12 protein-coding genes are annotated in these 13,599 nt (G+C 72.7%); 3 read left to right on the forward strand and 9 right to left on the reverse strand.

The window, feature by feature from the left end; genetic code table 11:
- Nucleotides 1-8 precede the first annotated feature (8 nt).
- A complete protein-coding gene (gene cpaB / locus ACZ4M8_RS08235) occupies nt 9-725 on the reverse strand; it encodes a Flp pilus assembly protein CpaB (protein WP_467604431.1) in 717 nt (238 codons plus the stop codon).
- Nucleotides 722-1,975: a hypothetical protein gene (locus ACZ4M8_RS08240; protein WP_467604433.1), complete on the reverse strand. Its 1,254-nt coding sequence runs from the start codon at nt 1,973-1,975 to the stop codon at nt 722-724. Before ACZ4M8_RS08240 ends, cpaB begins: the two co-directional genes overlap by 4 nt.
- Nucleotides 1,976-2,346: 371 nt before the next feature.
- Here ACZ4M8_RS08240 and ACZ4M8_RS08245 point away from each other — a divergent pair, with 371 nt between their 5' ends.
- Nucleotides 2,347-3,393 (forward strand): chitinase, encoded by a 1,047-nt coding sequence (locus tag ACZ4M8_RS08245; RefSeq protein ID WP_467604435.1) that lies wholly within the window; start codon nt 2,347-2,349, stop codon nt 3,391-3,393.
- A 124-nt stretch (nt 3,394-3,517) separates the two neighbouring features.
- Here ACZ4M8_RS08245 and ACZ4M8_RS08250 read toward each other — a convergent pair whose 3' ends face one another.
- The 5 genes from ACZ4M8_RS08250 to ACZ4M8_RS08270 form a co-directional block, all read right to left on the reverse strand.
- The gene (locus ACZ4M8_RS08250) at nt 3,518-4,435 is read right to left on the reverse strand and encodes a S1 family peptidase (protein ID WP_467604437.1); all 918 of its coding nucleotides are present in this window, start codon (nt 4,433-4,435) and stop codon (nt 3,518-3,520) included.
- A 267-nt stretch (nt 4,436-4,702) separates the two neighbouring features.
- Nucleotides 4,703-6,181 (reverse strand): GntP family permease, encoded by a 1,479-nt coding sequence (locus ACZ4M8_RS08255; RefSeq protein WP_467604438.1) that lies wholly within the window; start codon nt 6,179-6,181, stop codon nt 4,703-4,705.
- Nucleotides 6,182-6,494: 313 nt separating this feature from the next.
- Nucleotides 6,495-6,905, reverse strand: a complete 411-nt coding sequence (locus ACZ4M8_RS08260; protein ID WP_399086577.1) for a RidA family protein — start codon at nt 6,903-6,905, stop codon at nt 6,495-6,497.
- Nucleotides 6,902-7,690 (reverse strand): IclR family transcriptional regulator, encoded by a 789-nt coding sequence (locus ACZ4M8_RS08265; RefSeq protein WP_467604440.1) that lies wholly within the window; start codon nt 7,688-7,690, stop codon nt 6,902-6,904. The genes ACZ4M8_RS08260 and ACZ4M8_RS08265 overlap by 4 nt, the downstream gene beginning before the upstream one ends.
- Nucleotides 7,687-8,808, reverse strand: coding sequence for a sugar kinase (locus ACZ4M8_RS08270; protein ID WP_467605308.1), 1,122 nt, complete (start codon nt 8,806-8,808; stop codon nt 7,687-7,689). Before ACZ4M8_RS08270 ends, ACZ4M8_RS08265 begins: the two co-directional genes overlap by 4 nt.
- Before the next feature lie 593 nt (nt 8,809-9,401).
- Here ACZ4M8_RS08270 and ACZ4M8_RS08275 point away from each other — a divergent pair.
- Together ACZ4M8_RS08275 and ACZ4M8_RS08280 are read left to right on the forward strand one after the other, a co-directional pair.
- Nucleotides 9,402-10,730, forward strand: a complete 1,329-nt coding sequence (locus tag ACZ4M8_RS08275; protein ID WP_467604442.1) for an alanine racemase — start codon at nt 9,402-9,404, stop codon at nt 10,728-10,730.
- A 169-nt stretch (nt 10,731-10,899) separates the two neighbouring features.
- A complete protein-coding gene (locus ACZ4M8_RS08280; protein WP_467604444.1) occupies nt 10,900-12,519 on the forward strand; it encodes an N-acyl-D-amino-acid deacylase family protein in 1,620 nt (539 codons plus the stop codon).
- On the opposite strand, the gene ACZ4M8_RS08285 is transcribed toward ACZ4M8_RS08280, so the two are convergent.
- Nucleotides 12,494-12,688, reverse strand: a complete 195-nt coding sequence (locus ACZ4M8_RS08285; RefSeq protein WP_467604447.1) for a DUF397 domain-containing protein — start codon at nt 12,686-12,688, stop codon at nt 12,494-12,496. The two genes, ACZ4M8_RS08280 and ACZ4M8_RS08285, sit on opposite strands and share 26 nt — an antisense overlap.
- Nucleotide 12,689: 1 nt before the next feature.
- Nucleotides 12,690-13,544: a helix-turn-helix domain-containing protein gene (locus tag ACZ4M8_RS08290; RefSeq protein ID WP_467604449.1), complete on the reverse strand. Its 855-nt coding sequence runs from the start codon at nt 13,542-13,544 to the stop codon at nt 12,690-12,692.
- Nucleotides 13,545-13,599: the final 55 nt, after the last annotated feature.

Raw genomic sequence — 13,599 nt, forward strand, 5'->3', positions numbered from 1 at the left:
CCTCCGGGTCACTTGTCGCCGTCCAGGGTGTAGGTGCGCTCGCCCGGCGGGATCGCGCGGTCGGAGCCGGGGGCGAGCAGGGCGAGGCGTACGTGGGAGGCGAAGGACTCGGCGTAGGCGACGCGTTGGGCGTCCTTGGTGTCGAGCGAGAAGGTGATCGGGACGGCCTCGCCCTCGCGGCGGGCGGTGGCGCTGTCGCCGGGGTCCTGCGCGGCGAGCGGGGTGAGCTTGCCGACGTCGATGACCTGGGCACCGGCCACGATGACCTTGGATACCGGCTTGTCCTCGGGGCGCTTGCCCTCGAAGGTGGCGTAGATGTTGACCCGGGCACCCGGGGTGATCTTCCCGGCGACACCGGTGGCCGCGTCGATCATGATGGCGATCTCCTGGCGGCCGGGCCGGAGCGCGGGCCGGGCGACGATCATGTCGTTCTGGAGCAGCGAGCCCTTGTGCAGCGGGGTGACCGCTATCTTCCCGCTGAGGGCGTCGAGATCGGTGACGGCGGTCGGCGGCAGCCACCGCTCGGGCATCGCGACCTTCTCGAACTGCCCCGGATCCAGCGGCGTGTAGGCCGCCACATCGGCCTTGAGGCGGTACGCGGTCCGCTCCGGTCCGACCTTCGACTCGACGTCGCGGATGACGGAGAGCACCCCGGCGAAGGCGCCGGCCGCGCACAGGACCGACAGCAGGAGCAGGACCAGGCCGCGGCGCTGACGTGCGTTCATGGGTGGGGGACCTCGATCGGGGCGGGACGGGGCTGCTGCGGACGGGGCACGCCCCCGGGCACGCCGGGCGGCGCCACCGGGGAGAGCCCGAGACCGTACGGGGGCCCGGCGGGCGGCGGATGCCCGGCCGGACCGGCGGGCGGCGGCCCGGCGAACGGGCCCCCGGGCCCGGGGGCCGGGCCCGGGAGGTGCGGGCCGCCCGGGAGCGTGCCCGGGGGGTGCGGGCCCGCGGGCGGCGCGTCCGGCGGCAACGGCGCGGCGGCCGCGGGCGGCGCTCCCCCGGGCGGGACCGCGGCGGGCGGCACCACCGCGGGCGGCGGTCCGGGCAGCGCCGGCGGGCCGCCCGGCGGCAGCGCGGCCGGGGCGCTCCGGGCACCCGTCCGCCCGCCGGTCACCGCGCGTCCACCTGCGGCGACGGGCTCCCCGGCGCGGGCGGGCGTACCGCAGAACGCGCAGCGGTCGCCGAGGAGTTCGAGGCCGCACCAGGTGCACTCCTCGCGGCGGACGGAGGAGACCAGGCGGTGCAGCAGGGCCGGGTCGGGGATGGCGGCGGCGAACTCGACGAGCTTGCGGGTGCCCCACCAGTGGGCGGACTCGGCGGGCAGCGGGACCTCCTCGGCGCCGCGCACCTGCCAGGCGGGGGCGAGGACGGAGCCGACCCAGTCGCCGGTGAAATGCCCCCTGGCGAGCGCCAGTTCCGTGGCGTACGAGGGGGCGGGGAGTCCGGCGTCGGTGCTGTGGCGTTCGATTCTGACCAGGTGCGGCGCGGGCGCGGCGAGGACCGCGAACTGCACGCCGGGCAGCCAGGACGCCATATGGGCGCGGAGGTCGACCTCGACGCGGTCCAGTCCGCCGACGGTGGCGAGCAGCGCCCCGGCGTGGATGTAGTGCGCCAGCAGCCGGGCGGCGCAGGCGAGGACGCCGGGGCTGAGCGCCGAGCGGGAGAGTTCCCGCAGCTGGCGGGCGAGGACGGCGAGTCCGAGCGGCGGCAGGTCGACCTTGACCAGGGCGATGCGGTCGCTCTCCAGGAGGGCGCGCAGGGTGTGCAGCCGCCGTACGTGCTCCGCCGGGCAGGCGTCGGAGTGGAGGACGATGAGGTGGCCGTGGTGTTCAAGGACCGCGGCGGTCTGCGTCAGCGCCTCGCCGAGGGGCTGGAGGTGCGGGGCGGGGAGCACCACCGCCGCGGGGGTGGTGCGGTCGGCGGCGGGCAGCGCGAGATCGGAGCCGGTGACGGCGATCGCGGTCGGCACGCGCTTCCCCCCAACTCCCTCCGGCCTCCGGGGGCCCCGGGGCCGCGGATCGGCACTGCTCGCGCCCCCGTGGCCGCTCCGCCGCTCCCTGACGGGTGCGCGGGACGGCCTCTTCGGCGCCGTACGTCCAGCCACTTTATCCGCGAGATACGCCCGGGAGAACACGTTCCGGACCACTCGCCCCGGGCCTGCGGCCCCCGCGGAAGGGCCACTTCACCTCCCCGCCATCGTCACGCCCGCCACCCGCACGGGGCAACGGTTGGCGTCGGAAACCTTGACAGAGGCATTGGTCTGGACCACGTTGTACGGCAGCGCAGGGGCCCCTGAGCGCGCATCCGCACCCCCCAACTCCCCCACAGACGGAGGCAGTCGTGGTTCGCGCACCATCGAGGAACGTCCGATCCCGTACGACGAGGAAGACGCTGCTGGCCACGGCCGCCGCGACCGCGCTGCTGGCGGCCGGCGCGCTGTCGGCGGGCACCGCCCAGGCGGCGCCGGCGCCCCACCGGGCACCCGCACCGGCCGCGGGCGCGTCCGCCGTCGCCAAGCACGCGGTGACCGGTTACTGGCAGAACTTCGACAACGGCGCCACCGTCCAGAAGCTGAAGGACGTCGACGACGCGTACGACATCATCGCGGTCGCCTTCGCCGACGCCACGGGCAAGCCGGGCGAGCTGACCTTCCACCTCGATCCGGCGCTCGGCTACGGCTCGGTGGACGATTTCAAGGCCGACATCAAGGCGAAGCAGGCCGCGGGCAAGTCGGTGATCCTCTCCGTCGGCGGCGAGAAGGGGTCGGTGTCGGTCGCCGACTCGGCCTCCGCGGACGCCTTCGCCGCGTCGCTGAACAAGCTGATGGACGAGTACGGCTTCAACGGGGTCGACATCGACCTGGAGAACGGCCTGAACTCCACCTACATGTCCCAGGCGCTGAAGGCGGTGCACGCGAAGCACTCCGATGTGGTGGTGACGATGGCGCCGCAGACCATCGACATGCAGTCGCCGCAGAACGAGTACTTCAAGACGGCGCTGGCCATCAAGGACTTCCTGACCGTCGTCAACATGCAGTACTACAACAGCGGTTCGATGCTCGGCTGTGACGGCAAGGTCTACTCGCAGGGGACCGTGGACTTCCTGACCGGACTGGCCTGCATCCAGCTGGAGAACGGCCTCGACCCCTCGCAGGTGGGCCTCGGTGTCCCGGCGTCCTCCAGTGCGGCGGGCGGCGGCTACACCGCGCCGTCGGTGGTCAACGACGCGCTGGACTGCCTGACGAAGGGCAGCGGCTGCGGCACGTTCAAGCCGTCGAAGACGTACCCGGGGCTGCGCGGCGCGATGACCTGGTCGACCAACTGGGACGCGAAGAACGGCAACGCCTTCGCCACCCAGGTCGGCGGCCACGTGCACGGGCTGCCGTAGCCATCCGGCGCGCGGGCCCGGATGCGGCGGGCCCGGCGCCACCCCTCATACGGGCCGGGCCCCGCGTAGCGTGCGCGCGGGGCCCGGTCCTTGCATGAGGCGGGTGCCTGCCGTGTCGCGGGGGTCAGCGGCGGACGCCGGACGGCTTGGGCAGTTCACAGCCCGAGGCGTTCAGGTCGAGCTTGTTCCCGGCGGTGAAGCACTTCGCGATGCCGTAGGTCTCCTGGCCGTAGGGGGTGCCCTTGTGGACGGAGACCTGGCCGTTCTCGTCGACCTCGCACGGGTTGTTCAGCGTGCACTTCTCACCGCTCTCGTTGACGGTGTTGTTGATCGCGGTGACCTTGCCGGTCTCCTCGTCGATGACCGGGGAGCCGGAGGTGCCGCCGATGGTCTTGCAGTCGGTGGTGTAGCGGACCGAGTCCTTCCAGGTCCAGTCGCCCTCCTTGAGCTGGGGGACGAAACCGTCGATGGAGCAGGAGTAGGTCTGCTTCCAGTAGCCCGACACCACCGTGATCCTGTGCCCGTCGGTGGGGTGCGCGGTGTCCAGCTCCAGCGGCTTGATGCCGTACTTCTGCTGGATGTCGGCGTAGCTGGAGCCGGTCTCGTAGAGGGTGACGTCGGTGTCGGTCATCGTCGCGTAGACGACCTTGGTGGCCTTGAGGGTGCCGAGGTCACCGGCGCTCGCGTCCAGGACGGTGAAGGCGCGGCTGGAGGGCTGGTCGGTGATGACCTCGCCGGCGCCGGGCATCCCGGACTCCAGGCAGTGCCCGTTGGTCATGACGAGCGCCGGGTCGGTGTCCTTGGATGTGGGGAGCTTGATGATCGAGCCGGAGCAGTTGTCGAGCGCGACGGTGCCGGCGAAGTCCGCCGTCTTCGTGTGGACGCCGGACGCCGCCGGGGCGGATATGGTGCCGGGCGCACGGAACGTGCCGGTGGCCTCCGTGCCGGACCGCGGGGCGGCGCCGGCCGTCCCGGCGGTGCCCGCCAGGGCGGCGGCGCCCAGGACGACGGTGGCGAGGGTGCCGACGAGAGGTCGGTTCATTGTGGGGTCCTCTCACGCTGCGTACCGCAGGGCGAACAGCCCTTCGGTTTGTCGTGCGCATTGTTGGCGCCCCGGGGCCCCAGGGCAATGAATCGGCCCGGATCAACCGGAAGTTGACGTACCGCGCCCCCTTGCGGCGCCCGGAGTGGCGGGGTTGTCCGGGTTGTTCCGGGGGCGGGGCCCGTACCCCCGAGGCACGGAAGAGCGGCGGCAAGCACCCCCGCACAGGTGCCCGCCGCCACCCCGGCGGCGCTCCGCCCCGTCCCGCTACACGACCAGGCTCACCAGCGCCGCCACCGCGAAGCCGGCGACCGAGAGGACGGATTCCAGGACCGTCCAGGACTTGAGGGTGTCGCGTTCGGAGATGCCGAAGTACTTCGCGACCATCCAGAAGCCGCCGTCGTTGACGTGCGAGGCGAAGATCGAACCGGCGGAGATCGCCATGATGATCAGCGCCAGGTGGGGCTGGGAGAGGCCCTGGTCCTGGACGAGAGGGAGGACGATCCCGGCGGTGGTGACGATGGCGACGGTGGCCGAGCCCTGGGCGACGCGCAGGACCAGCGAGAGCAGCCAGGCCAGCACGATGACGGGCAGGCCCACGCCGTGGAAGGTGTCGGAGAGGGCGGTCGCGACGCCGCTGCCCTGGAGAACCGCGCCGAAGACCCCGCCGGCGCCGACGACCAGCAGGATGTTGCCGATCGGCTTGAGCGAGGCGGTGGAGACCCGCTCCAGCGACTTGCGCGACCAGCCGCGGCAGATGCCGAGCAGGTAGTACGCGGCGAACAGCGCGAGGGTCAGCGCGACGAACGGGTTGCCGAAGAACTCGATGACGGAACGGGCCGTGCTGGGCTCCAGCACGATGGACGAGAACGTCGACAGCAGGATCAGCACCAGCGGGATCGCGATGATCGTCAGGACGGCGCCGAGGGAGACCGGCTTCTCCTGCGGCGTGACACCGGCGGCGCGCTGTTCGGCGAGGACCGCCGCCTTCGCCTCGTCCGCCGCCTCGGCCATGTCCTGCGGCAGTTCGACGAAGATCCGCTTGCCGATCCAGGCGGCCCACGCCCAGGTGGCGAGGACGGCGGGGACACCGCAGATCAGGCCCATGAGGATGACCCAGCCGAGGTCGACGTGGAAGAGGCCGGCGGCGGCGACGGGGCCGGGGTGCGGCGGCAGGAAGGCGTGGGTCATCGACAGCGAGCCGAGCAGCGGCAGGCAGTAGAGCAGCATCGACTTGCCGCCGCGCTTGGCCGCCGCGTAGACGATCGGGGCGAGGACGAAGATGCCGATGTCGAAGAAGACCGGGATGCCGAAGAGGAGGCCGGTCAGGCCCATGGCGAGCGGGGCGCGCTTCTCGCCGAAGAGGTTGAGCAGGCGGGTGCTGAGCACTTCGCCGCCGCCGGAGACCTCCAGGATCGAGCCGAGCATGGTGCCCAGGCCGATGATGATCGCGATATGGCCGAGGGTGCCGCCCATACCGCTCTCGATCATGGACTTCACGTCGGACTTCTGGACGGTGCCGAAGAGTTCGGTGACCGAGAGTCCGGCGCCGAGGCCGACCGCGATGGAGACGGTGAGCAGCGCGACGAACGGCTGGAGCCGGAACTTGATGATGAGGAGGAGCAGCAGGGCGATGCCGAGGACGGCGACGGTCAGCAGTCCCGGGGTGCCCGGTATCAGGGCCAGCAGCCCGCCGGTGTGCGGAGGTGGTGGCGGCGCGGGGGCGGTGGCGGCGGCGAGGAACATCGTGTGACTCCGTTGTCGTCGGGGGCCCGGGGGCGCCCCTGGAATGCGTCTCGGTGCAGGGCGGACCGCGGCACGGCGCCCCTGCAGTACGGGGCGCCGCGCCGTGCGGCGGGTGGTGCGGGTGAAGGTGCTTTAAGGGCAAGGCGGTTGCTCGTGGGGGTGGTGCGGCCGGGCGTCCCCTGCGGTGGGTCTCCCGGGCGCGGGCCCCGTACGGCGTCCCTGCGGTGGGCGCCGTACGGGTGGCCGGCGGGTCCGGTGCGGGCGGGTGGCCCGCACCGGGGCGGACGGTGGCCGGATGGCCGGGTCCGTGGGCTCAGCCGAGGACGGCGAGCGCGTCGATCTCGATGAGCAGGCCCTTGGGCAGGCCGACGTAGACGGTGGTGCGGGCGGCGGGCGGGGCGGTCAGGCCCTGCTCCTCGAAGTAGGCGTTGTAGATCTCGTTCATCTCGGCGAAGTGGTCCACGTCGGTGAGGTAGACGCGCATCATCATGACGTCGTCCCAGGTGGCGCCGCCCTCTTCGAGGATCGCCTTGACGTTGGCGAAGGTCTGGAGGGTCTGCTCGCGCAGGGTCGGGCCGGCCGGGGTGGGGGCCTGGCCCTCGACGGCGGGGAGGAAGCCGACCTGGCCGGCGACCTGGAGGATGTTGCCCTTCTTGACGCCGTGGGAGAACTTCGCGGGCGGCGTGGTGTGGGTGGCCGGGGTGAGCGCGGTCTTCTCGGTCATGATGTTCCAGCTTCCTGTGCGGGGCCGGCGGGGGGCCGGGGGATTGCGGTTCCGGAGTACTCCCGGCTGATGGCGTCGGCGGTGCGGCGCAGCAGCGGCAGGAGGGTGAGGAGTTCCTCGGCGGTGACGACGACGTTCGGTGCGGAGACCGACATCGCGGCGACCACCCGTCCGTCGGCGCCGCGGATCGGGGCGCCGACGCAGTTGATGGACTCCTCGTGGCCGCCGAGGTCGGTGGCCCAGCCCTGTTCGCGTACCTTCTCCAGCTCCCGCAGGAAGGCGGGGGCGTTCGGGGTGGAACGGGGCGTGTAGAGGGGGTAGTCGAGCTTCTCCGCGACGGCGCGGCGCTCGGGTTCGGACAGGTCGGCGAGGAGCAGTTTGGCGACGGCGGCGACGGTGATCGCGACGGGCTTGCCGATCCGCGAGTACATCCGGACCGGGTAGCGGCTCTCGACCTTGTCGATGTAGAGGACCTCGTTCTCCTCGTAGACGGCGAGGTGGACGGTGTGTCCGCAGCTCTCGTTGAGGGCGACGAGGTGGGGGTGGGCGATGTCGCGGACGTCGAGGTTCTCGACGGCCTGCTGGGCGAGGGCGAAGAGCCGGGCGCCGAGGCGGTAGCGCTGGTCGGGCTGGCGGTAGACGATGCCGTGCTCGTGCAGGGTGCGCAGCAGCCGCAGGGCGGTGGACTTGTGGACGCCGAGGCGGACCGCGACCTGTTCGAGATTGGCCGGTCCCTCCGCGAGCAGCGGCAGGATGCTCAGTGCGCGGTCGACTGTCTGGCTCATGTCTGGGGGACCTCCACCCGTGCGTCGTGCGGCTCCGCCGTCCAGCCGGGGCCGAGTCGCAGTCTCCCCCAGTCCTCGGCCGGGAGGGCGGCGAAGCGGTCGGCGAGGGCGCGGCGCGGCGGTGCGGCGAGGTCACCGGGGACGGTGAGGGCGGCGGCGGCCATGAGGTGCCCGTGCCGGATGCGGTCGAAGACCGGCAGTCCGCGCAGCGTCCCGGAGAGGAACCCGGCGGCGAACGCGTCGCCCGCCCCGACCGGCGCGACGACGTCGACGGTGAGGGCCGGGGCGTAGGTGACGGTGTCGGGTGCGGGCGCGGCGGCGGGCGCTCCGGGCTGTGCGCCGTCCCCGGAAACCAGGCCGTCCCCGGAAACCAGGCCGTCCCCGGAAACCAGGCGGTCCCCGGAAGCCGCGCCGTCCTCCCGGTGCAGCACCGTCACCCCTTCCGACCCCTGCTTGACGACGAGGACGGCGGGCTCGGGCAGCGCCGCGCGGATCGCCTCGGGGCCGTGCAGGCCCCAGGCGGCGGCGGCCTCGTCCTCGCCGACGAAGACGAGGTCGGCGCCGCGGGCGAGGTCGAGCAGGGTCTTCGGGCCCTGCGGGCGGCCCTGCCACAGCCCGACGCGGTAGTTGACGTCGAAGGAGACGAGGGGACGGCCCGGGGTGCGGCGGGTGAGGGTGCGCAGCAGGTCCAGGCAGGTGTCGGAGAGGGCGGCGGTGATGCCGGTGAGGTGCAGGATCCGGGCGCCGGCGAGGGCGGCGGGCTCCGGGGAGCCGGGCGCCATGGCGGAGGCGGCGGATCCGGCGCGGTGGTAGACGACCTCGGCGGTGCCGGGCTCCTCGCCGTCGGCGCCGGTGGCCCGCTCCCCCGCGGTACGGAAGTAGATGCCGGTGGGGCGGTGCGGGTCGCGGGCGACATGGCCGGTGTCGACGCCGTGGGCGGCGATGGCGGTGAGGAGGTGGTCGCCGAAGCCGTCGGCGCCGACCCGGGAGACCCAGCGGGCGCGGTGTCCGGCGGCGGCGAGCACGCAGGCGACGTTGGACTCGGCGCCGCCGATGGCGCGCGCGAAGGACGGGACGTCGGCGAGCCGCCCGGGGCGGGACGGCAGGAAGGTGACCATGGACTCGCCGAGGCAGACGACGTCGGCGGGGCTCACGGGGAGTCCGGCACCGTCGGCCGGCAGCTCGCTGCCGGGCGCCGGGAGCCCGGTGCCGTGCGGGGCGGCGCCGTCCTGGCCTGCGGTGCCGCCGGCGTTCGAGGGCCTGGTCACGAGGGTGGTGCTCCTTCGCTGTGCCGTGTGTGGGGGGGGGAAACCGTGGCGGTGCCGGACCGCCCGTCCGGTGTGCGTCGCGGTGGGGACGGTGCCGGGCGGGAAGCCGGGGGGACGGTGCCGGGCGGCGGTGGGCGGTGCGTGCGGGTGGGGTGCCGGGCGCCGGCGGTGCGGCGGGACGGGCCGCCGCGGCCTCCGGTTTTCCGGCCGGGTCCGGCGCGTGCCGGTGCCGTTACGGCCACCGACGCTCACCATTGACCCGGTGCTGGCTCGGATGTTAGACAGCATTAAGCGATATACGCAATGGGTGTTGCACAGGGTGCAACATACTCGGCGGCGCCCGGCCCGTATCGCCCCGGCATCCGCCTCGTGCACCGACGCACCACCACCCCGGCACGCCGCGACGCAGCCCGCGCCCGGCGCCCATCCTTCGAGGAGGCCCCATGGCCGACGACCGGCTCACCGACCGGCCCGCCGCGGACCCGCACACCCCCGCCCCCGCGGCGGCCACCCGGGCGCTCGCCGACGAGCGCGTCGATCACCGCTTCAAGGCACTCCCCCCGGACGCCGAGGGCCGCACCGTCGGTGAGCTGGCCGCCGAGCGCCGCAACCTCTTCGACGGCGGTTTCACCACCCCCGTCCTCGCGCTCTCAGCCGAGTCCGTGGAGCACAACCTCGCGCTGCTGGAGACGTACGCCGAGCGCCATGGTCTGGCGTTCGCGCCGCACGGCAAGACCTCCATGGCGCCGCAGCTCTTCGACCGGCAGCTGGAGCGCGGCGCGTGGGGCATCACCGCCGCCGTCCCGCACCAGGCGCGCGTCTACCGCGCCCACGGCATCGCCCGGATCTTCCTCGCCAACGAGCTGGTCGACCCGGCGGCCCTGCGCTGGCTCGCCGCCGAGCTGGACGCCGACCCGGAGTTCCGCTTCGTCTGCTACGTCGACTCGGTGCGCGGCGTCACACTGATGGACCAGGCGCTGCGCGCCGCCGGTGCCCGCCGCCCGGTGGACGTCGTCGTGGAGCTGGGCGCGGGCGCGGGTGCCCGCACCGGCGCCCGGACCGACGGCGAGTGCCGCGCGGTGGCCGACGCCGTCGCGGCGACCGGCACGCTGCGGCTGGTCGGTGTCGCCGGTTACGAGGGCGAGGTCCCGGACGCCGACCACGGCCGCGTCACCGCCTGGCTGCGCCGTCTCACCGCGCTGGCCCGCGCGTTCGACGCCGAGGGCCGATTCGCCGGGCTGGACGAGATCGTCGTCAGCGCGGGCGGCAGCGCCTGGTTCGACGCGGTCGCCGAGGTCTTCGCGGAGCTTCCCGAGCTGTCCGCCCCGGCGCTGAAGCTGCTGCGCTCGGGCGCGTACGTGTCGCACGACGACGGCCACTACCGCCACCTCACGCCGTTCAACCGCGTTCCCGGGGAGGGCGCCCTCCAGCCCGCGTTCCGCCTCTGGGCGCAGGTCGTGTCCCGCCCGACCGCGCACCAGGCGTTCGCCAACGCCGGGAAGCGGGACGCCGCCTACGATCTGGATCTGCCGCAGGCGCAGGTGGTCCGTTCCGTCCGGGACGGCGCCGAGCGCCCGGCCACCGGCGTCACCGTCACGGGCCTGTCCGACCAGCACACCTGGCTGGCCACCGAGTCCGCCGACGCGCTGGAGGTCGGCGACTGGGTCGGGATGGGCCTGTCCCACCCCTGCACCTCGTTCGACAAGTGGCAGCTGATCCCCCTCGTCGAGGCGGACGGCACGGTCACCGACTTCATCCGCACCTTCTTCTGATCCGCGGCCCCGCCGCCCGGCGGGCCGCCCCCGGCCCCCGGTGGTACGCGCCGATCCCCCGCGCCGCGTACCACCGGGCCCCCTTCCCCTCCCTCCCCGACCGGCGCACCGACCCGGACACCGGCCGCACGCCCGACCGCAAGGCCGACGTACCGAAAGGCAGCCCCTCATGGACACCGTGTTCCGCGACGTACGCGTCATCGACGGCTCGGGCGGCCCGTCCTACCGCGCCGACGTCGCCCTGGACGGCGGCCGGATCGCGGCCGTCCACCGCGAGGGCGACGGTCCGCGCCCGTCCGCCCGCCGCACGGTGTCCGCCGACGGTCTCGCGCTCGCCCCCGGCTTCATCGACATGCACGCCCACAGCGATCTGGCGCTGCTGCGCGATCCGTCGCACGAGGCGAAGGCGGCGCAGGGCGTCACCCTCGAAGTCCTCGGCCAGGACGGTCTGTCGTACGCGCCGGTGGACGACCGCACGCTGGCGGAGGTCCGTTCACAGATCACCGGGTGGAACGGCGACGGCGGTGACGTCGACTTCTCCTGGCGCTCCGTCGGCGGCTATCTCGACCGCCTCGACCACGGTTTCGGCGGCGCCGGCATCGCCGTCAACGCCGCGTACCTCATCCCGCAGGGCACCGTCCGGATGCTCGCCCTCGGCTGGGACGACCGCCCCGCCACCGACGCCGAACTGACCCGGATGAAGCAGCTCGTCGCCGAGGGCCTTCAGCAGGGCGCCGTCGGCCTCTCCTCCGGCCTGACCTACACCCCCGGCATGTACGCCTCCGACGCCGAACTGACCGAGCTGTGCCGCGTGGTGGCGGCGTACGACGGCTACTACTGCCCGCACCACCGCTCGTACGGCGCCGGTGCCCTCCAGGCGTACGAGGAGATGGTGGCGCTGACGCGCGAGGCGGGCTGCGCCCTGCACCTGGCGCACGCCACCATGAACTTCGGCGTGAACAAGGACCGCGCCCCTGAGCTGCTGGCCCTGCTCGACGCGGCGCTGGACGGCGGCGCGGACATCTCCCTCGACACGTACCCGTACACGCCCGGCTGTACGACGCTGGTCGCGATGCTGCCGAGTTGGGCGAGCGAGGGCGGACCGGAGGCGATCCTCGCCCGGCTGCGGGATACGGAGACGGCCGCCCGCATCCGGCACACGATGGAGGTGGAGGGCGCCGACGGCTGCCACGGCGTCCCCATCGAGTGGGACACCATCGAGATCTCCGGGACCACCGATCCGGCGCTCGCGGCGTACGTGGGCCGGACCGTCGCGGACAGCGCCGCCGAGCGGGGTGAGGAGCCATGGACGGTCGCCCGCCGCCTGCTGATCGAGGACCGGCTCGGCCCGACGATCCTCCAGCACGTCGGCCACGAGGAGAACGTCCGCCGGATCATGCGCCACCGCGTCCACACCGGCGGCTCCGACGGCATCCTCCAGGGCGCCAAACCGCATCCGCGCGCCTACGGCACCTTCCCGCAGTACCTCGGCCGTTACGTCCGTGACCTGGGCGTTCTCTCCCTGGAGGAGTGCGTCGCCCACCTCACGTCCCGCCCCGCCGCCCGCCTGCGCCTGCCCGACCGGGGCCTGATCCGCGAGGGCCACCGCGCCGACCTCGTCCTCTTCGACCCGGACACCGTCGCCGCGGGCTCCACCTTCGCCGCCCCCCGCACCCTGCCCACCGGCATCCCCCACGTCCTCATCGACGGCCGCTTCGTCATCGAGAACGGCCGCCGGACGGACGTCCTCGCGGGCCGCGCGATCAGGCGCGCAGCGCCTCGCTCTTGACCGCCGTGACGAAGCGGTTCCAGGCGCCCGCGCCGAAGATGAGGGTGGCGCGGGCGCGGTCCTTGGTGTCGCGGACGGGGATGATGCCGGGGAGGTCGTCTCCGACCTCTACACAGTCGCCGCCGTCGCCGTTGGTGTACGTGCTCGTACGCCACACGACATTGGTCAAATCAGTTCCGTTGCTTGCCATTTCGGAAGTCCTCTGCCGTTGCCTGGATCATCGCCAGGGACGCCGCCGGTGGCAGCGCGGCGGCCCTCACCAGATCGTATGCCTTGAGGTACTGGTCCACGATCTCCGGATCATCGACGGTTTCACCGCTGTACGCGGACTCGATATAGATCAAAGGCGGCTCATCCCGGAATCGCATCGCCTTGACCGAGCCCATCATCAGCGGGTGCGGCCCGCTATTGCACGGAAGAATCTGTGGAACGATCCGGCGACGCCGGCCCAATTCCGCGATGTGGTTCAGCTGTTCGGCCATCTCGCCCAGCGGGAGCAGGGGTTGGTCCAGCACGGACTCGTGCAGAATCACCCAGAACGACGGAACCTTGTGGTCCGCTTCAAAGATCTGCGCCCTCTTCAGTCGCGCGGAGACTTTCTCCTCCACTTCCTCTTCAGTGGACAGCGGGTGAGCCCCCAACACGACCGCCCGCGCGTACGAGGCCGTTTGCAGCAGCCCTGGGACGAGACCGGGATACCACTCCTCAATACCCGTGGCCTCCTGCTCCGCTTCCAACGCCCGCTCGAAGTAATGGGCATAGCCGCCTCGGCGTGACCTCCGGACGTCATCGCATCGCCGCGTGAAGAATCCGTCCGTGCCGAGCACACGGTCCACATGCAGGGCCAATTTCCTCGGCATTCGCCGATATCCGCGCTCGATCTCACTCAGATAACTCACCGAGAAGTAGCAGTCCTTGACCATTTCTTTGAGAGTCAGGCCCGCCTGCTCCCGCTTGTAGCGCAGCTCCGCACCGTAGAAGGCCAGCACACTCTCCGAACCGTCAATCTCTTTGCTTGCAGGCACAGTTCACCACTCCACAGATTGCGCACCGAAAGGGAAGGGCCTTCCACGCTACGCC

The sequence above is a fragment of the Streptomyces sp. NPDC027185 genome (genome assembly GCF_055567035.1).

Coding starts and splice junctions, on each gene's coding strand:
- cpaB (WP_467604431.1), bottom strand. CDS start 725: ATGAACGCACGTCAGCGCCGCGGCCTGGTCCTGCTCCTGCTGTCGGTC.
- ACZ4M8_RS08250 (WP_467604437.1), bottom strand. CDS start 4,435: ATGAACCGACCTCTCGTCGGCACCCTCGCCACCGTCGTCCTGGGCGCC.
- ACZ4M8_RS08255 (WP_467604438.1), bottom strand. CDS start 6,181: ATGTTCCTCGCCGCCGCCACCGCCCCCGCGCCGCCACCACCTCCGCAC.
- ACZ4M8_RS08260 (WP_399086577.1), bottom strand. CDS start 6,905: ATGACCGAGAAGACCGCGCTCACCCCGGCCACCCACACCACGCCGCCC.
- ACZ4M8_RS08265 (WP_467604440.1), bottom strand. CDS start 7,690: ATGAGCCAGACAGTCGACCGCGCACTGAGCATCCTGCCGCTGCTCGCG.
- ACZ4M8_RS08270 (WP_467605308.1), bottom strand. CDS start 8,808: ATGGTCACCTTCCTGCCGTCCCGCCCCGGGCGGCTCGCCGACGTCCCG.
- ACZ4M8_RS08275 (WP_467604442.1), top strand. CDS start 9,402: ATGGCCGACGACCGGCTCACCGACCGGCCCGCCGCGGACCCGCACACC.
- ACZ4M8_RS08280 (WP_467604444.1), top strand. CDS start 10,900: ATGGACACCGTGTTCCGCGACGTACGCGTCATCGACGGCTCGGGCGGC.